Below are 17262 nucleotides of genomic sequence, written 5' to 3' on the forward strand. Positions count from 1 at the left end.
GGGCGCCGGGAATCGATGCCTGCCATCCGTCGCCGAGGTGATGCTGCGACGGCGTGCCGGTGGGTCAGTCGTCTTCGGGCTCGGGCTCGGGCTCGGGTTCGGGTTCGGGCTCGCGGCTCCCGGTCGTGACCGCCTCGGGGGTCGGTGGCGCGACCGGGAACAGGACCGAGCTCAGGTCGCCGCTGGTCTCGGCGCCCAGACCGATCGACAGCGGATCGACGACGGGCGCCGTGTCGAGAGTGTCCGCCTCCGTGCGCTCGAGCGGCTCAGAGGGCAGCACCCATTGGTTCTCTTGTTCTTCCGGCTTCTGCTGGAACAGTCCCATGGTCTCCATTGTGAACCTGCGCGTCGGCGGCAGGGCCGGATTCACACCGGATTGATCGGATGCCGGAGCGTGCGGGTTCAGCGCCGGGCGGCCGTGCGCACCGCTTCGACGAGCGTGCGCCACGGCCCGTCGAGTGCGGAATCGGGCAGGTCTCGCTCTCGGCGCTCGGAGGGTGTGCGGGCCCGGATGCTCCAGACGTAGCGGTCGGCGCCGGTGTCGGCATCCGTCTCCTCGTCCCACGGGCAGCCGTCGATGAGGTCGATCCACTCCCCGGCGTCGTCGGGCTCGGCTTCCACCCGCCACTGACGACGGATGCCGGCGATGCCGCCCGAGCGCACCACCGCGATCACGACGTGCGTGTCAGTCGGTGGAGGGGACTCGCTCATCCTCATAGACTCCCACGGCGCTCCAGGCGCGTCGAGCCGCTTCGGCCGTGGCATCGTCGAGCGCGGTAGCTGCGGCGACCGTGGCGTCGGCGAATTCCGTGAAGGTCGCGGTGCTTGACAGGCCTCCGGTGAGAGCCCGGTACCAGACCGTGCCCGCGCGCTCCCAGGCGTTGCCGCCGAGGTCGGTCGCGAACACGGCGAAGGCGCGGTTGGGGATGCCGGAGTTGATGTGCACCCCGCCGTTGTCCTCGGTCGTGCGGACGAAGCCGCTCATGTGGTCGGGCTGCGGGTCTTTGCCGAGCTCGTCGTCGTCGTAGGCGGTGCCGGGCGCGATCATCGAGCGCAGCGCCGCACCCTCGACGGCGTCGGTGAAGATCTCGGCGCCGATGAGCCAGGTCGCCTGGTCGGCCGTCTGCCCGAGCGCGTACTGCTCGGTCAGGGCCCCGAACACATCGGCGATGGACTCGTTCAGCGCGCCGGGCTGCCCCTGGTACTCGAGGTTCGCGGTGTGCTGCACGACGCCGTGCGCGAGCTCGTGTCCGATGACGGTGAGCGACCCGGTGAACCCCTGGAACACCTCACCGTCTCCGTCGCCGAACACCATGCGCTCACCGTCCCAGAACGCATTGTCGTAGTCGATGCCGTAGTGCACGGTCGCATCGAGCGGGGCGCCGGCATCGTTGAGGGAGTTGCGCTGGAACGCGGCGAGCAGCATCTCGAACGTGGCGCCGAGCCCGTCGAAGGCCTCGTTCACCGCGGTGTCTTCCACGGGGCCATCGTCTTCCCCGCGCACCACCGCGCCAGGAAGCTGCTGCGTATTGCCGGCATCGCTGATCGTGCGGTTCGGGGCATCCGACAGCTGCGCGACGAGGTCTCCGTTCTCGTCGATCGAGAGGTCGATGCGCGCGCGGAAGGGCGGGCGGCCCGAGGTGAGCGTCTGCCGCGCGGCGGCTGCGGCCTTGGGGAAACGCCCCGACTCGGCCAGGCGCGCGAGCAGGTAGGAGGGAACCACGCCATGACGTTCTCGGGATGCTGTGCTGCTCATGCTGCGACCCTACGCCGGGGCGCCGACGTTCGGACACCTTCGTCCGTGGGTATGACGCGGGACGAAGGAGTTCGCACGGAATGAAGGAGCGATCTGCCTCGAGGCTCCTTCATGTCGAGAGTTCTCCTTCATTCCGTGTGGCCCGTTCGGGAAGACGGCTTCATTTCGCCACACATGCCCCGCGCCAACCGCCCTGACTTGATAACGAGAATCGTTCTCAATAAAGTGACGGAGACATGAACTCTCACTTCCCTCGCGCCCCCTCCCTCGCCGCATCCACCGCCACCGCATCCCTCGCTGCCGCGGTCGCGCTGCTGCTGGGCGTCACCGCCTGTGCGCCGACGACCGCGTCCGCTCCGGCACCGGCGACATCGGCGGCCCCCGACGCGCACGGCATCGACACGGGCGACGCGGCCGAGGTCGCCGCCCCGGCTCGCGCCCTCGTGATCGGCGACCGGCACGGCGAGCTCACTCTCCTCGACCTCGACACCGAAGAGCGTTCGACCCTCGCGCCGGGCCACGACGATGTCACCGGCCTCTTCGGCGACGGCCGCCTCCTCTACCGTGTGCACGACGCGCAGGGTGGCACCGCCGTCGAGGTGATCGACTCCGCCCGCTGGACCGTGCCGCACGGCGATCACACCCACTCCTTCCGCGGCGAGCCCCGCTCCCTCGGAACCCTTGAGGGCGAAGGAGACGTCCGGGTCGTCGCAGGGGAGCAGCGGGCGACGGTCGCCTTCGCGAGCGGGGAACTGATCCTGCTCGCCCACGACGCTCTCGCCGATGGACTGGATGCCGCCCCACGCGCGACCGTCGACGCCTCCGGCCCCGTGGCGTTCCTCGCCGACCATCTGCTCGTGCCGACAGCCGGCTCGACGATCGAACTGCTCGACTCCGCGGGCTCCCCGGTCGCCGACGCTGCGACCCCGTGCGCCGACCCCTCGGACGCCGACATCACTCGCGTCGGCGCCGTGTTCACCTGCACCGAGGGGGCCGTGCTGTTCACCCGCGAGGTGGGCGGCGCCATTGCTGCCGAGACGATCCCGTACCCCGCGGCGACCGCCCCCGTGACCAGCCTCGCCGGCCGCACCGACCGCCCCGACCTCGCGGGTGTCACGGGCGCTCAGGGCGCCTGGCTGCTCGACGTGCGACAGCGGCAGTGGATGCTGCTCCCCTCGGACGTGCCCCTCGTGCAGGCTGCTGCCCTCGGTGACGACGACAGCCGCACGGTCGCGATCGATGCCGACGGTCGCGTGCGGGTGCTCGCGCCGGACGGAACGGTACTCGCCCGCACGGAACCGCTGCTGGCAGCATCCGTCACCGACCCCGCGCTGCGCGACCGCGTGCAGTTGCTCGTCGACGCCCAGCATGCCTACGTGACCGACCCGGCGACCGGGGCCGTGCACGAGATCGACCACGGTGACGGCGCCGTCACCCGAACCTTCGCCGACCTCGACCCCCGGTTCGTGCAGCAGGTCGGCTGATCCCTCGACGACTCCGTCGTCGTCGCGCATCCCGCGCACCCACCCAGAAGAAAGAGAGACGATCCATGTCCCGACCCCGCAGCCGCCTCGCGATCGGCGCCCTCGGCGTGATCGCCGCCGTGGCGCTCGCCGGATGCGCGACCTCAGGTCCCGCCGCCGAGAACACCGCAGGTTCCGCGCCGGACGACCATCACGAGGGCGACACCCGCATCGCCGTGACCTATGACGGGGGTGTGCTCGTGCTCGACGGCGAGACCCTCGACACCATCGGGCAGGTCGAGCTCGGCGGCTTCCTGCGCGTGAACGGTGCCGGCGACCACGACGGCCACGTCTTCGTCACCGCCGAAGACGGATTCCATGTGCTCGACTCCGGCCTCGCGTCCGGCGCGGTCGAGTTCACCGGCGAGGTGTTCGATGCCGAAGCCGCCGGCCACGCGGTCCCGCACGCCGGACGCACGGCCCTGTTCGACGACGGCACCGGCGAGGTGCGGATCTTCGACACGGATGCCGTCGGCACGGGCACGCTTCCCGAGGTCGACACGATCACCTCGGCGGCGGCCCACCACGGCGTCGCTCTCGAGCTCGCCGACGGCAGCATACTCTCGACGATCGGTACGGCCGATGCCCGCAGTGGAGTGCGGCACCTCGCGGCCGACGGGGCCGAGATCGCCCGCAACGAGCAGTGCCCGAGCGTGCACGGCGAGGGCGCGCTCAAGGGCGAGGTCGTGATGTTCGGCTGCGAAGACGGGGTGCTGCTCTTCGACGACGGGACCTTCACCAAGATCGATGCCCCCGACGAGTTCGGTCGCACGGGCAACGCGTACGTGAGCGACACCAGCGCGATCGCCTTCGGCGACTACAAGACCGACCCCGACCAGGAGGGATACCTGCTGTCGCAGCTCGCGCGCATCGACACCGCGGCGCAGACGATGTCGATCGTCGACCTCCCGGAAGGCGTGGAGTACACCTGGCGCGGGGTCGGGCGCGACGCGCACGACAACGTCGTCGTGCTCGGGGCCGACGGCAGCCTGTCACTGCTCGACGAGTCGGGTGAGCTCGTCGACACCTGGAGTGTCATCGCCCCGTGGGAGAGCCCGACCGAGTGGCAGCAGCCGCATCCGGGCCTGCACGTGGTCGGCGATGTGGCCTATGTGACCGAGCCGGCGAAGGACCGCATCCTCGCGGTCGACCTGCACACCGGTGAGGTCTCGGCTGACGCGACCCTCGACGTCGTGCCGAACGAGTTCGTGGTGGTCGGCGCCGCCGGGCACTGAGCATCCGTTCGGCGTGACGATCCGCCGACGAGATGACGATGAACCGAGGGTTCGGTGCGGGAACCTCGGTGATTCGTCATCCCGTCGGCGAATCGTACGTCCCACCGGCCGGGTGCGGCCGGGCTCAGTCGGACTCGATGCTCAACACGGTCGTGCGCATGCCGTCGGCCTCGTACTGCACCGGCATTCCGGGGTGATCGACCGAGAACCAGAAGACGCCGTCATCCGTGTCGTACCGACGGCACGTGAGCTGTCCGAGCGGCGTCGTCAGCGTCACCGTCGACACGCTCGTCGTCCCCGCGTCGAAGGCCGCATGCCCCTGCAGCTCCACCCAGGTCACCCGGTTCGAGACCACGGCCTTCGGGTCGGCAGCGGCCCACCGGTCGAGGGTCGCGCCCTCGTCGTCGGTGTCGTGGAAGCGGTTGATGTGTTCCCCCAACGGGCCGTCCGGTCCCTCCAGGAGCAGCCGGATCGTCTTCCCCGATCCGGTGGCTTCGCGGATCTCGGCGGCGGTGAACGGCGTCGGCAGGAGTCCGGGGCCGAGCAGGTGCGGGTCGGGTTCGGTCATGGTGCCAGTCTGCGCCCTGCGCGGTGCGCACGTCACGAGAAGGTCTCGATGCCGGGAGGCGGGAGGGCCGATCCTTGACACGATTGCGTTCTGTATACAGAATACCAGTACGCCCGAAGGCGTGATCCCGACCTGATCTTCCAATGATGAAAGAGGTAGCGAGATGGCTCGTGCGAACGTGACGCGGTATCTGGCACTGGGTGCCGCCGGCGCTCTGGCACTCGGACTCGCCGCGTGCAGCGGTGGGGGCGGAGGCGGCGGCGGTGGCGTCGACGCCGACGGCAACGCCACTGTCGTCTGGTCCACCTGGGGCACCGCCGACGAGCTCACCCGGTACGAGGAGTTCAACAAGGACTTCATGGAGCGCCACCCCGACATCAAGGTCAAGCTGCAGCCCGTGGCCGACTACGGCGACTACCACTCCAAGCTGCTCGCGCAGCTCACGAGCAACACCGCTCCCGACGTGTTCTACGTGGGCGATGACAAGATCGGCCAGTTCGTCGACTCGAACCGCCTCATGCCGCTCAGTGACCTGATGGATTCCAAGGACAGCAAGACGAAGAAGGACGACTTCTTCCCCGGGCTCTTCGGCGCCGCCGAGAACGACGGCGAGGTCTACGCCGCTCCGAACGACTCGAACCCCGACGTGTTCTGGTACGACAAGAAAGCGCTCGAGGCGGCCGGAATCACCGAGGACCCGGCGACCCTGGCCGAGAACGGCGAGTGGACTACCGACAAGTTCCTCGAGATGAACAAGAAGCTCCACGAGGCCGGCCTCACCGGCACGATGTATTGGAACTATTGGGCGACGCACTGGAGCTGGCTGTCTTCCCAGGGCCTGGATGCCCCGTACGACGACTCCGGCGCGTTCGTCGCGAACGAGGATGCGGCCACCGTCGAGTCGGTGCAGCAGCTCGGCGACCTGTTCGAAGACGGCACGTTCGTCGTCGCGGACACCCTGCCGGACGGTGCCGGGGCCGACAGCGTCTTCGTCACGCACAAGGCCGGCTTCTTCGTGCAGGGGCGCTACACGATCGGCACGGTCGACGCGACGGGCGAGAAGGACAGCTACGACATCGTGCAGTGGCCGACGCCGGATGGCGAGCCCGCCCCCACCGGTGTGGCGACCAGCTTCCTCGCGATCAACGGCAAGACGAAGGTCGAGGACGCCGCGTTCACGTTCTGGACCGAGTTCCTCTCGGCCGAGGGGCAGACGTTCCGCCTCCAGGGCGGCGGCAACGCGGTCCCGTCGATCAAGGGGGCCGACGAGGTCGTGCTCGAGGGCGACTACCCTGCTCACGCCCAGACGTTCCTCGACATGCGCGACATCGGCTTCGAGGACTACCCGGCCGAGGCGCGTGTCCCCGGTCTGCCGACCGCCATCGCCGACGAGTTCCTGAAGCTCTATCAGGGCAAGACCGACGCACAGGCCACCCTCGACACCATCGCCGACGTGGTCAAGGAACGGTCGGAGAAGTAGGAGTGAGCACTCTCACCGAGAACGGGCGGATGCCGCAGGTCGCCCCTGCGGCATCCGCCCCGCCCCTGCGCAAGGAGCCGCTCTGGCGCCGCCGCGACCGACTGTGGGGGTACGTCTTCGTCGGCCCGCAGATGATCGGCATGGGACTGTTCGTCGTGCTGCCCTTCGCCGCCAGCCTCGTTCTGGCCTTCGCGGACTGGGACGGACTGACCGACCTCACCTGGGTGGGCTTCGCCAACTTCGCCGACCAGCTGACCGATCCGCTGCTCGGCCGCGCGATCATCAACACCCTCATCATCGCCGTCGTCACGGTGCCGATCGGCCTCGGGCTCTCGGTGGTCGTCGCGGTCGCACTCGAGAAGCTCAAGACCCGCACGCTCTACCTGATCCTCTTCTTCGCCCCGGTCGTGACCTCCACGGTCGCGGTCGCGATGATCTGGCAGCAGATGTTCCGCGCCGACGGCCTGCTCTCCACCACGATCTCGAAGGTCTTCGGCGTCACCCCTCCGGACTGGCTGCAGGACCCGAAGCTCGCGCTCCTCGCCGTCTGCATCGTCACGATCTGGTCGTCGATGGGCCTCAATGTAGTGATCTTCCTCGCCGGGCTGCAGAACATCTCGCCCTCGGTGATCGAGGCTGCGCGGATCGACGGTGCCGGCCCCTGGCGGCTGTTCACCAGCATCCGTCTGCCGCTGCTCTCGCCGATCGTGTTCTTCTCCTCGGTGGTCGCGTTCATCTCCTCTCTGCAGACCTTCGACACGGTCTACGTGCTCGTGCAGGATGCCGGCCCTGACAACGCGACCCGCACGATCGTGTACCACATCTTCGATCTGGGCTTCGGGCGCTTCGAGTTCGGTCCGTCGAGCGCCGCGAGCATCATCCTGCTCGTGCTCACCCTCGTCATCACCGCCGTGCAGTTCGGCGCGCAGAAGAAGTTCGTCCACTACGAGGATGACCCCGCATGAGCATCCAGACGCCTCCCCTGACCGGTCCCGCTCCGGCGACCGACTCCACCATCGCGATCACCGCACCCGGCTATCGTTCGCGTGGCCGGGGTGGTCCCGCGGCCGACCGCGCGCGCCGCAGGGTCGGCTCGACCGTGCTGCACGTGGTGCTCGTCATCGCCGGGATCGGCATGGTGTTCCCGTTCATCTGGATGCTGCTCACCTCGTTCAAGACGTTGCCGCAGCTGCTGAAGAACCCGCTCCAGTTCCTGCCGGACCCCTGGACGTTCGACAACTACACGCAGGCCTGGAACGCGGTGCCGTTCGGGCAGGCCTATCTGAACAGCGCGTACATCGCGATCCTCGTGGTGGTGGGCACGCTGCTCACGGCATCCATGGCCGGCTATGCGTTCGCGCGCATCCGCTTCCGCGGCAGCAAGGTGCTCTTCATCGTCTTCCTCGCGACGCAGATGATCCCGAAGCAGGTGACGCTCATCCCGTTCTACCTGCTGATGTCGAACCTCGGCTGGGTCGACTCGCACCTCGCGCTGATCGTGCCGGGCATCATGGCCAACCCGTTCGCGGTGTTCCTGATGCGGCAGTTCGTGCTGGCCCTGCCGCGCGAGCTCGAAGAGGCGGCGATCGTCGACGGTGCCGGCCGGTGGCGCATCTTCTGGAGCGTCGTGCTCCCGAACCTCAAGCCCGGTCTTGCCGCGCTCAGCATCATCGTGGCGCTCGACGTCTGGAACGCCTTCCTGTTCCCGCTCGTGCTGCTGAACTCGCCCGACCTGTTCACGGTGCCGCTGCTGCTGAACGCCTTCGAAGGTCAGCAGGGATCCATCAACTACGGACTCGTGATGGCGGCCTCGGCGATCGCGACCGTGCCGATGCTGATCGTGTTCGTCATCGGTCAGCGCAAGATCCTCAACAGCATGGCCGCGTCGGGCCTCGGAGGACGATGATGACGGATGCCGCTCGCCTCGCGGTCCTTGCCGGGCACCACCTCGACCTGGTCACTGCCCCTTTCACGCTGCCGCGTTCGCGCGTGCTGGTGTTCCGTGCCGGCGACGGGGAGGGCGTTCGCGTGCACACCTCGGAGTACGAGCGGCGGCTGTCGGAGTGCCGGGTGCTGGACGCGCTGACCGTGGTGGATGCGGCGGGAGAGGTGCTGCCTGTGACCGGCGTGCACCCGGCGCGAGTGTCCTTCGGGGAAGTGGCGACGTTGACGTTCGCCGACCCCTCGACGCTCAGCCTCGGCCCGTCGACGGGCTCAGGCGCGGGAGTGCACGTGCGACTGCGGCGACCGGACGGGCGGGTCGAAGAGCATCCGCTCGGCGACGGCATCCGGCTGCGCATCACCGCAGACCGCACGGTCTCGATCGAATCGGGCGACCATTCGGCGGCGCTCGCCGCGTCCGACGAGATCTGGGCGGACTGGTTCGCGAAGTGCCCGACCGTGCGCGACGACCTGCAGGGGATGACCGCGTTCTGCTGGTGGGTGCTCGGGGCGAACATCGTCGAGCTGCCCTCGCTCGGAGACGCGCGGGCGATCGTGCCGTCCAAGATCGGGTACGTCGGCCTGTGGCAGTGGGATGCGTACTTCATCGCGGTGGGGCTGCGGCACGGCGACCCTGAGCTCGCGCGCGAACAGCTCGACATCGCGTTCCGGTTCCCGCAGCCTGACGGGCAGCTGCCCGACGTCGTGCACGAGCTCGGGGTGCTCGCGACCAGCGACGACCTGCCCGACAGCGACCGAGACAACCTGCGCCGTGCGGGGTCGCAGATCGCCGACCCTCGCGCGCCGGTGCCGTTGACGAAGCCGCCGCTCGCCGCGTGGGCGCTGCGCAAGGTGCTCGAGGTCGAGGATGCGCCGGAGTACGCGCGCACGCAGCTGGGCCGCATCGTCCGCTCGCAGGACTGGTGGTTCGCGGGCAGCGACCTCGACCACGACGGGATGCCGGAGTACGGGCATCCGTATTCCTCGGGGCTCGACGACAGCCCGATCTTCGACGGTCCGCTGCCGACGGCCGCGCCCGACCTGGGCGCGTATCTCGTGCGGCAGGACCTGGAGATCGCGGCGCTGCTCGAGAGGTATGAACCGGATGCCGACGTGGTGCGGTTCCGCGAACGGGCCGCGACCACGCAGGAGCTGCTGCTGCGCATGTGGGATGACGAGCGTGGGCGGTTCCTCGCTTTCGGTGGAGGGGAGCCGCAGCTCAGCGACACGGTCGTGGGGCTGATGCCGTTGCTCACGGGCGCGCTGCCAGGGCCGGTCGCCGAGGCGCTGCGCGCGGCCGTCGACGATCCCTCGCGGTTCGCCCTGCCGTGGGGGCTTCCGACGGTGGCGGCATCCGATCCCGACTTCTCGGACGAGCGGATGTGGCGCGGACCGGTGTGGGTGAACACGAGCATGCTGGTCGCCGAAGGCCTCGAAGCGTCGGGGTACGCCGAGCGGGCACGGGAGCTGCGGGAGCAGACCGTGCGCCTCGTGATCCACGGCGGCGGCCCGCACGAGTACTTCAATCCGCATACGGGGTTCAAGGCGGGGCGCGCGACCACCGCGTTCGGCTGGTCGGCGGCGCTGTTCATCGACCTCGCGGTGACGCTCAGCTGACGGCATCCGCTCCCGTTCGCCGCATCCTCCCGTTCGCGGCGCCCGTTCCCCGTTCGCGGCGCCCGTTCCCGTTCGCGGCATCCTCCGGTCGCACTTTCTGTCGCTTTGCTGCCCTCAGGGCGGCAGAAAGTGCGACCGGAAAGGCGGGTGAGGTCAGGCGCGGAACAGGTCGGCGTTCTCGCGTGCCCACTGGGCGAAGGTGCGACCGGGGCGACCGGTGAGGCGCGGCACCGTGTCCTGCACCACCTGACCGATCTCCGGAGGGTTCTTCGCGAGTTCGACGCCGAATTCGACGTACCCCTCGTCGTATCCGAAGGCGCGCAGTCGCTCCCGCTCCTCGTCTTCGGTGAGCCGGATCCAGGTGACCTCCTCGCCGATGGCCTCGGCGATGCACGCCGTGCGCTCGGCCGGAGTCAGCGCCTCGGGCCCGGTCAGGTAATACGTCTGCCCCTCGGCGGGTGCACCGAGCAGCACTTCGACGGCGACGGCTGCGATGTCCGCTTCGTGCACCATCGCGCTCGGCCAATCCGCCAGCGTGCGCACCCGCCGGTCGGAGACGACCTCCGGAGCCCACTCCCGCGCGTTCGACATGAACTCCACCGGCGCCAGCAGCGCCCAGGCGAGATCGCTCTCTCGCAGCGCAGGCTCGAGGGTGCTCTCGTCCCATCCGCCGAGCACGCTCACCCGCTGCACGCCCGCCGTCTTCGTCGCCCCGACGAGCTCCACGCCGTTGGTCAGCGTCTCACCGAACTCGCCGTTGAACGTGATGAAGTGCACGGCGTCGCAGCCGTCGATGGCCCGACGGAACGCGTCCACGTCGGTGAGGTCGCCGCGGACGACGTCGACGCCTTCGGGGAGGTTCGCGCGCTGCGGATCGCGGGTGAGAGCGCGCACGCTCTCGCCGCGCTCGACCAGCTGAGTGACGATGTGGCGTCCGACCGTGCCTGTGGCGCCTGTGACCAGGATTGTCATGAGGAGTCCCTTCTTCGTGTGAGACTCACTCTCTCGGTCGATGCGGACAGATTCGGTCCGCGATCGATCCTGAGCCGGACCCCCTCCCTCCGTTCCGGTCGCAGTTCCTGCCGCTCGACGGGCTTCAGGGCGACACAAAGTGCGACCGGAACCCGCAGGGAGCGGGAGCGCCAGCGGGAGTGCCAGCGGGAGCGCCAGCGGGAGCGACTACGCGGTGAAGTAGCTGCTCGTGGCGTTGTCGAGGATGCGCTCCATGCCGTGCATCCAGTTGAGCTTGAGAGCTTCGACGGCACCGGGGATGTCGCCGTCGGCGAGGTGCCGTGCGATCTCGGCGTGCTCGGCGGCGACGCGTTCGACCTTCACGTCTTCGGGGACGAGCAGCGACTCGTAGCGGTGGAACGAGCTGCGCACGCTGTCGATCACGGCGAGGAGTCGGGTGTTCGGGCAGGCCGACAGCATCACGCTGTGCCACTCGTCGTCCTTGGTGATGACGAGCTGGTGCTCGACGAGCTCGTCGGCGAAGGCGTCGGCCATCTCCTTGAGCTGGTCGCCGATGCGGCGCAGCTCCTCGGGCGGGCTCAGCTCGAGGGCCAGGCTCTCGAGGGCGGCCATGACGGGCGCGAGGTCGCGGAACTCGGAGGCGCTGAGCGGGACGAACCGGAAACCCTTGCCGTTCTCGCTCTCGATCTGCCCCTCGGACTCGAGCGCGATGAGAGCCTCGCGAAGGGGAGTGCGACTGACGCCGAGCTCGGTGGCGAGCTGCACCTCGTTGATGCCCTCGCCGGGCTGCACGAGTCCGGCTCGCATACGGGTCAGCAACTCCTGACGGACCTGCGAGCGCAGGTTCTTGCGTTCGATCGCCATGCGTCCCCTCTTCTGCCGCCTGCCCGTCAGCCTATGGGTTGACGGGCTTCGGACGACGTCTTAGTGTGTTGTATACAGAATACAGGTGATCGTGGGTTCGCACCAGTGAAATGCCCGATCAGCACGTGACGACTCAGAGAGGAGACTTCGTGCCCGCACCCGATGGCAGCCAGCCCATCCGCCGCGTCCGCCTCGATGCCCTCGCCTACGGCGGCGACTACAACCCCGACCAGTGGTCGGAGGAGACCTGGCACGAAGACATCCGTCTGATGCGCGAAGCCGGCGTGAACATGGTGAGCCTGCCGATCTTCAGCTGGCCGCAGCTGGAGCCGGAGCCCGGCGTCTACGACTGGGCCTGGCTCGATCGCATCATCGACCTGCTGTGGGAGGCGGGCATCGCGATCGACCTCGCCACGGCCACCGCGACCCCGCCGTCGTGGCTGCTGCGCGCCCACCCCGAGATGGCGCCCTGGGACTCCGACGGGCACCGGCTCGAGTTCGGTTCCCGCCAGACGTACTGCCCCTCGTCGCCGGTCTGGCGCGAGAACGTCGCCCGCATGACTCGCGCCATGGCCGAGCGCTACGGAGATCACCCCGGCCTCGCCATGTGGCACATCTCGAACGAGTACGGCGATCACACCTCGCGCTGCTGGTGCCCAGAGTCGGCCCGGCACTTCCGCCGCTGGCTGCAGGTCCGCTACGGCGACCTCGACGGTCTGAACGAGGCGTGGGGCGTGAACGTGTGGGGTCAGCGCTACACCTCGTGGGATCACATCGAGACGCCGAAGAAGGCACCGGGCCCGATCAACCCCACCAAGCTGCTCGACTTCGAGCGCTTCTCGTCCGACGCGCTGCTGGAGCTGTTCCAGATCGAGATCGATGTGCTGCGCGAGGTCACCCCCGACATCGCGGTGACGACGAACTTCATGAGCATGTTCCGCGACCTCGACTACTGGGACTTCGCCGCGGTCGAAGACGTGGTGACCGACGACGCCTACCCCGAGCCCGCCGACCCGACCTCGCACGTCGGTGCCGCTCTCAACTACGGACTCATGCGCTCGCTCAAGGGCGGCCAGCCCTGGCTGCTGCTGGAGTCGTCGGCGAGCGCGACCAGCTGGCGCGACGTGAACGTGCCCAAGGCGCCGGGCAAGATCCGCATCGAGAGCCTGCAAGCCGTAGCGCACGGCTCGGATGCGGTGATGTTCTTCCAGTGGCGCCAGGCCAAGTACGGCCAGGAGAAGTTCCACTCCTCGATGCTCGGCCACCGCGGCGAGCGCTCGCGCAGCTTCCGCGAGACCAAGGCGCTGGGCAACGAGTTGAAGAAGCTCGAGCCGGTGCGCGGCACCCGAGTGCGCTCACGCGTGGCACTGGTCGTGGACTGGGACTCGTGGTGGGGCATCAGCGCCGTCGAGTCGCTGCCTTCGCAACGGTTGCAGTGGGCGCAGCAGGCCCGCGCGTGGCACCGGGCGCTCTACACGCTCGGCCAGCCGGTGGATGCTGTTCGCGCCACGGGCCCGTTCGACGCATACGACGTGGTCGTGGTGCCGAACCTCTACATCGTGGAGCAGCCCCAGGCCGAAGCGTTGCAGGCGTTCGTCGAGCGCGGCGGACACCTCGTGGTCGGACCGTTCTCGGGAGTGGTGGATGCCACCGAGAAAGTGCACGACGGCGGAGCCCCCGGGCCGCTGCGCGACCTGCTCGGTATCGAGGTCGACGAGCAGTGGCCGATCGCCGACGGCCTGACCGAGAGCATCGACTACGCCGGTGAAACCTTGACCGTGCCGTCGTGGAGCGAGTGGATCGAAGCGGATGCCGACGTCGAGGTGCGCGGCACCTATGCGAGCGGCGAGCTCGACGGGCTGCCGGCCGTGACCCGTCGCGCCTCGGGTGAGGGATCGGCCTGGTACGTCAGCGCGATGTTCGAGCCCGCGGGCCTGCTCCCGGTGCTCCGCGACGTGCTGCGCTGCGCCGGAGTCCCTGCCCGCGAGCACACCGACGTCGACGTCGAGGTCGTCACCCGCGCCGACGACACCACCGACTACACGTTCTACCTGAACCACGGACGCATCCCCGTCGCGTTCGAGATCCCGTCCCCGGCGGTCGACCTGCTCACCGGCATCCGCCATGCGGACCGCCTGGAGCTCGACCGCTACGGCGTCGCCGTGCTCGCCGCACCTCGCGCCGAGTCCATCCCTTTCGCCACCCTCATCCCCGTGAAGGAGGACGCATGACCACCCCGTTCGTGCATCCGTACATCCCCAATACCGCCCCGGAGTCGCGAGCGGCGATGCTCGCGGCCGTCGGCGCCGCCTCGGTCGACGAGTTCTACGCCGACATCCCCGACTCGCTGCGGCTGGGCCGACCGCTCGATCTGCCCTCGCCGTTCGTGGCCGAGCAGGACCTCGCCCGCCACGTGCGGGGGCTGCTCGCCAAGAACCGCTCGACCCAGGAGCGGCTGAGTTTTCTCGGCGCGGGCACCTACAACCACTACGTGCCCGCCGTGGTCGACGAGGTCATCGGCCGCAGCGAGTTCCTGACGGCCTATGCCGGCGAGCCGTACGAGGACCACGGCCGGTTCCAGGCGCTCTTCCAGTACCAGTCGCTGATGGCGGAGCTGTTGGAGATGGACGTCGTGAACGTTCCGGTCTACGACGGGTACCAGGCGACGGCCACAGGCCTGACGATGTCGGGCCGGCTCACCGGTCGGGGCCGGGTGCTGGTCGTCAGCGATGTGCTCCCGGCGAAGCTCGCGAAGGTGCACGACTACGTGCGGGCTCATCTGACGCTCGATCACGTGGCACCGGTGAACGGCACGGCCGACGTGGCCGCCGTGCGCGCGGCTCTGGGCGACGACGTGGCCGCAGTCTGGGTCGAGACGCCCAGCGCCACCGGCGCGGTCGAAGCGGCGCTGCAGGAGATCGCGGATGCCGCGCACGCGGCGGGCGCCGTGCTCGTGGTCGGCACCGACCCGATCGGCTACGGCATCCTCACCCCGCCCTCGGTCTCGGGGGCCGACATCGTCACGGGCGACATCCAGTCGCTCGGACTGCACCAGTGGTTCGGCGGCGCCCACGGCGGGTTCATCGCCGTGCACGACGACCCGACCTTCGTGATGGAGATGCCGTCGCGACTGTTCGGCCTCGCCACCACCGACGTGCCCGGTGAGTACGGCTTCGGCGACGTGGCCTACGACCGCACCTCGTTCGCACACCGCGAGGAGGGGAAGGAATGGGTCGGCACGGCCGCGGCCCTCTGGGGCATCGCCGCCGGGGTCTACCTCGCGCTGATGGGACCGGCCGGCATGGCCGAGCTCGGCGAGGTGCTGCTCGCCCGCACCCGGTACGCACAGCACGCGCTCGCCGCAGTGCCCGGCGTCTCGCTCGACGACGACGCCGTGCATCTGCGCGAGTTCACGGTGACCTTCGCCGACGTCACGGCCGACGCGGTCGTCACCGCGCTCCGCGCCCGGGGCATCGAGCCCGGGGTGATCGTGGGGCAGAACCGCCTGCTCGTCTGCGTCACCGAACTCACCTCACAGGCCGACATCGACACCCTGGCGGGCGCGCTCGCCGAGGTCACGGCATCCGATCTCGCTGCGAAGGAGCAGAACCGATGAGCCTCCCCGTCGCCCCGAAGCCCGCCCTGCGCCGCTTCCAGCAGGCTCGCTGGGACGAGCCGATCATCTTCGAACTGACCACGCCCGGCGAACGCGGCGTGCTTGTCCCGCAGGTCGAGCCCGGCGTGTGCGAGGCGGTGGGGGATGTGGTCGCCGCGCTGCCCGCCTCCCTGCGTCGTGCCGCTAAGCCGCAGCTCCCCGAGATGGGGCAGATGCGCGTGCTCAAGCACTACCTGCGCCTCTCGCAGGAGAACCTCGGCGCCGACTTCAACGTCGACATCGGGCAGGGCACCTGCACCATGAAGTACGCGCCGAAGATCAACGACCAGCTCGCGAACACCCCGCAGCTCACCGCCATGCACCCGCATCAGGACCCGGCCGACGCGCAGGGCGTGCTCGAGATCGTCTGGCAGCTGGAGCGGATGCTCGCCGAGATCTCCGGCATGGATGAGGTCTCGCTGCACACCCAGGGCGGATCGGCCGCGATCTGGGCGAACATCGCCATGATCCGTGCCTTCCACGAGGCCAACGGCGAGGGCGAGCAGCGCCGCGAGGTCATCACAACCATCTTCAGCCACCCCTCGAACGCGGCGGCCGCGAAGGCCGCGGGCTACGAGGTCATCACGGTCTACCCCGACGCGGAGGGCTATCCGTCCCTCGACGCGCTGAAGGCAGCACTGTCGCCCCGGACCGCGGCCATCATGGTCACCAACCCCGAGGACACCGGCATCTACAACCCGGCGATCCGGGAGTGGGTGGATGCCGCGCACTCCGTCGGAGCCCTCGCCTCGTACGACCAGGCCAATGCGAACGGCATCCTCGGTGTCACCCGTGCCCGCGACGCCGGCTTCGACGTGTGCCACTTCAACCTGCACAAGACCTTCGGCACCCCGCACGGCAGCGGCGGACCCGGCTCGGGCGCGAACGCCGTGAGCGCGGCCCTCGCTCCGTTCCTGCCGGGGCCGCGCGTGGTGCGCGACGATGACGGGACGTTCGCCGTGGCCGAGGGCGGAGAGCTCTCGATCGGTGCGGTCGGCCCGTTCTTCGGAGTCATCCCCGCGCTCGTGAAGGCCTACTCGTGGATCATGGCGCTCGGGGCCGAGGGGCTGCTCGCCGCCGCCGAGACCGCGGTGCTGAACAACAACTACCTGATGGCCCGTGTGCTCGCGATCCCCGGCGCATCGGCGCCGTACGCGACCGGACGCCGCCGTATCGAGCAGGTGCGCTACTCGTGGGAGGAGCTGCACCAGGAGACCGGCATCTCCTCGGAGGAGATCGGCGTGCGCATGTCCGACTTCGGGATGCACTACTGGACCAGCCACCACCCCTACGTGGTGCCGCAGCCGTTCACGCTCGAGCCGACCGAGTCGTACTCGATGGCCGAGCTCGACGAATACGCCGCGACCCTGGCCGAAGTGGCGCGCGAGGCGCGGGAGACCCCCGAGGTCGTGCGCACCGCCCCGCACAACCAGACCGTGCACCACACGCACCATGACGATCTGGACGACCCCGACCGGTGGGCGATCACGTGGCGCGCGTATCAGCGGAAGTACTTCCCCGCGGAGTCCGTCGACGGCATCGCGGAGTCCGTCGCGTCGTGATCGGACTCGTCGTCAACCCTGTCGCCGGTGTCGGCGGGCCCGCGGGCCTCGCCGGCTCCGACGGCGCGGACGTGCAGCGCCTCGCCCTC

Annotated in this window: 15 protein-coding genes; 9 read left to right on the top strand and 6 right to left on the bottom strand. The window is 69.3% G+C overall.

Features of this window, described 5'->3' with window-relative positions; genetic code table 11:
• Window positions 1–64: 64 nt before the first annotated feature.
• The 3 genes from DW298_RS11805 to DW298_RS11815 all read right to left on the bottom strand — a co-directional run bounded on the left by DW298_RS11805 (window position 65) and on the right by DW298_RS11815 (window position 1756).
• Window positions 65–325 (bottom strand): hypothetical protein, encoded by a 261-nt coding sequence (locus tag DW298_RS11805; RefSeq protein ID WP_136042668.1) that lies wholly within the window; start codon window positions 323–325, stop codon window positions 65–67.
• A gap of 77 nt (window positions 326–402) precedes the next feature.
• Complete coding sequence (locus tag DW298_RS11810) at window positions 403–711, bottom strand: protealysin inhibitor emfourin (protein ID WP_136042669.1); 309 nt, start codon at window positions 709–711, stop codon at window positions 403–405.
• A complete protein-coding gene (locus tag DW298_RS11815; RefSeq protein WP_136042670.1) occupies window positions 686–1756 on the bottom strand; it encodes a M4 family metallopeptidase in 1071 nt (356 codons plus the stop codon). Before DW298_RS11815 ends, DW298_RS11810 begins: the two co-directional genes overlap by 26 nt.
• 236 nt (window positions 1757–1992) lie before the next feature.
• Here DW298_RS11815 and DW298_RS11820 point away from each other — a divergent pair, with 236 nt between their 5' ends.
• Together DW298_RS11820 and DW298_RS11825 are read left to right on the top strand one after the other, a co-directional pair.
• Complete coding sequence (locus DW298_RS11820; protein ID WP_136042671.1) at window positions 1993–3240, top strand: hypothetical protein; 1248 nt, start codon at window positions 1993–1995, stop codon at window positions 3238–3240.
• Window positions 3241–3305: 65 nt separating this feature from the next.
• Window positions 3306–4514 (top strand): hypothetical protein, encoded by a 1209-nt coding sequence (locus DW298_RS11825; RefSeq protein WP_136042672.1) that lies wholly within the window; start codon window positions 3306–3308, stop codon window positions 4512–4514.
• Window positions 4515–4638: 124 nt separating this feature from the next.
• Here the strand turns inward: DW298_RS11825 and DW298_RS11830 are convergent, their stop codons facing one another.
• The gene (locus tag DW298_RS11830; RefSeq protein WP_136042673.1) at window positions 4639–5082 is read right to left on the bottom strand and encodes a hypothetical protein; all 444 of its coding nucleotides are present in this window, start codon (window positions 5080–5082) and stop codon (window positions 4639–4641) included.
• 163 nt (window positions 5083–5245) lie between these two features.
• Between DW298_RS11830 and DW298_RS11835 the strand changes: the two genes are divergently transcribed.
• Genes DW298_RS11835 through DW298_RS11850 form a run of 4 tightly spaced genes read left to right on the top strand, consistent with a single transcriptional unit; the run spans window position 5246 to window position 10120 of the window.
• Window positions 5246–6562, top strand: a complete 1317-nt coding sequence (locus DW298_RS11835) for a sugar ABC transporter substrate-binding protein (RefSeq protein ID WP_136042674.1) — start codon at window positions 5246–5248, stop codon at window positions 6560–6562.
• 2 nt (window positions 6563–6564) lie between these two features.
• Window positions 6565–7527, top strand: a complete 963-nt coding sequence (locus DW298_RS11840) for a sugar ABC transporter permease (protein ID WP_136042675.1) — start codon at window positions 6565–6567, stop codon at window positions 7525–7527.
• Entirely contained in the window at window positions 7524–8468 is a 945-nt protein-coding gene (locus DW298_RS11845) for a carbohydrate ABC transporter permease (protein WP_136042676.1), read from the top strand. The genes DW298_RS11840 and DW298_RS11845 overlap by 4 nt, the downstream gene beginning before the upstream one ends.
• The gene (locus tag DW298_RS11850; RefSeq protein WP_136042677.1) at window positions 8468–10120 is read left to right on the top strand and encodes a glycogen debranching protein; all 1653 of its coding nucleotides are present in this window, start codon (window positions 8468–8470) and stop codon (window positions 10118–10120) included. The genes DW298_RS11845 and DW298_RS11850 overlap by 1 nt, the downstream gene beginning before the upstream one ends.
• Before the next feature lie 153 nt (window positions 10121–10273).
• On the opposite strand, the gene DW298_RS11855 is transcribed toward DW298_RS11850, so the two are convergent.
• Together DW298_RS11855 and DW298_RS11860 are read right to left on the bottom strand one after the other, a co-directional pair.
• Window positions 10274–11092 (bottom strand): NAD(P)H-binding protein, encoded by an 819-nt coding sequence (locus tag DW298_RS11855; RefSeq protein WP_136042678.1) that lies wholly within the window; start codon window positions 11090–11092, stop codon window positions 10274–10276.
• A 207-nt stretch (window positions 11093–11299) separates the two neighbouring features.
• Window positions 11300–11956 carry a GntR family transcriptional regulator gene (locus DW298_RS11860; protein ID WP_136042679.1) on the bottom strand — a complete coding sequence of 219 codons (657 nt, stop codon included), beginning with the start codon at window positions 11954–11956 and terminating at the stop codon, window positions 11300–11302.
• Between the two features lie 149 nt (window positions 11957–12105).
• Here DW298_RS11860 and DW298_RS11865 point away from each other — a divergent pair, with 149 nt between their 5' ends.
• From DW298_RS11865 to gcvPB, 3 genes are read left to right on the top strand one after another with little or no spacing between them, the layout of a single operon-like run.
• Window positions 12106–14187 (top strand): beta-galactosidase, encoded by a 2082-nt coding sequence (locus DW298_RS11865; protein WP_136042680.1) that lies wholly within the window; start codon window positions 12106–12108, stop codon window positions 14185–14187.
• Window positions 14184–15572 carry an aminomethyl-transferring glycine dehydrogenase subunit GcvPA gene (gene gcvPA, locus DW298_RS11870; protein ID WP_136042681.1) on the top strand — a complete coding sequence of 463 codons (1389 nt, stop codon included), beginning with the start codon at window positions 14184–14186 and terminating at the stop codon, window positions 15570–15572. The genes DW298_RS11865 and gcvPA overlap by 4 nt, the downstream gene beginning before the upstream one ends.
• On the top strand, window positions 15569–17173 hold the full coding sequence (gene gcvPB / locus DW298_RS11875) for an aminomethyl-transferring glycine dehydrogenase subunit GcvPB (protein WP_136042682.1): 1605 nt from the start codon (window positions 15569–15571) through the stop codon (window positions 17171–17173). Before gcvPA ends, gcvPB begins: the two co-directional genes overlap by 4 nt.
• Window positions 17174–17262: the final 89 nt, after the last annotated feature.

This window comes from Microbacterium sp. A20 (assembly GCF_004794515.1).
Classification (GTDB): Bacteria; Actinomycetota; Actinomycetes; order Actinomycetales; family Microbacteriaceae; genus Microbacterium.

Coding starts and splice junctions, on each gene's coding strand:
- DW298_RS11805 (WP_136042668.1), bottom strand. CDS start 325: ATGGGACTGTTCCAGCAGAAGCCGGAAGAACAAGAGAACCAATGGGTG.
- DW298_RS11810 (WP_136042669.1), bottom strand. CDS start 711: ATGAGCGAGTCCCCTCCACCGACTGACACGCACGTCGTGATCGCGGTG.
- DW298_RS11815 (WP_136042670.1), bottom strand. CDS start 1,756: ATGAGCAGCACAGCATCCCGAGAACGTCATGGCGTGGTTCCCTCCTAC.
- DW298_RS11820 (WP_136042671.1), top strand. CDS start 1,993: ATGAACTCTCACTTCCCTCGCGCCCCCTCCCTCGCCGCATCCACCGCC.
- DW298_RS11825 (WP_136042672.1), top strand. CDS start 3,306: ATGTCCCGACCCCGCAGCCGCCTCGCGATCGGCGCCCTCGGCGTGATC.
- DW298_RS11830 (WP_136042673.1), bottom strand. CDS start 5,082: ATGACCGAACCCGACCCGCACCTGCTCGGCCCCGGACTCCTGCCGACG.
- DW298_RS11835 (WP_136042674.1), top strand. CDS start 5,246: ATGGCTCGTGCGAACGTGACGCGGTATCTGGCACTGGGTGCCGCCGGC.
- DW298_RS11845 (WP_136042676.1), top strand. CDS start 7,524: ATGAGCATCCAGACGCCTCCCCTGACCGGTCCCGCTCCGGCGACCGAC.
- DW298_RS11850 (WP_136042677.1), top strand. CDS start 8,468: ATGACGGATGCCGCTCGCCTCGCGGTCCTTGCCGGGCACCACCTCGAC.
- DW298_RS11855 (WP_136042678.1), bottom strand. CDS start 11,092: ATGACAATCCTGGTCACAGGCGCCACAGGCACGGTCGGACGCCACATC.
- DW298_RS11860 (WP_136042679.1), bottom strand. CDS start 11,956: ATGGCGATCGAACGCAAGAACCTGCGCTCGCAGGTCCGTCAGGAGTTG.
- gcvPA (WP_136042681.1), top strand. CDS start 14,184: ATGACCACCCCGTTCGTGCATCCGTACATCCCCAATACCGCCCCGGAG.
- gcvPB (WP_136042682.1), top strand. CDS start 15,569: ATGAGCCTCCCCGTCGCCCCGAAGCCCGCCCTGCGCCGCTTCCAGCAG.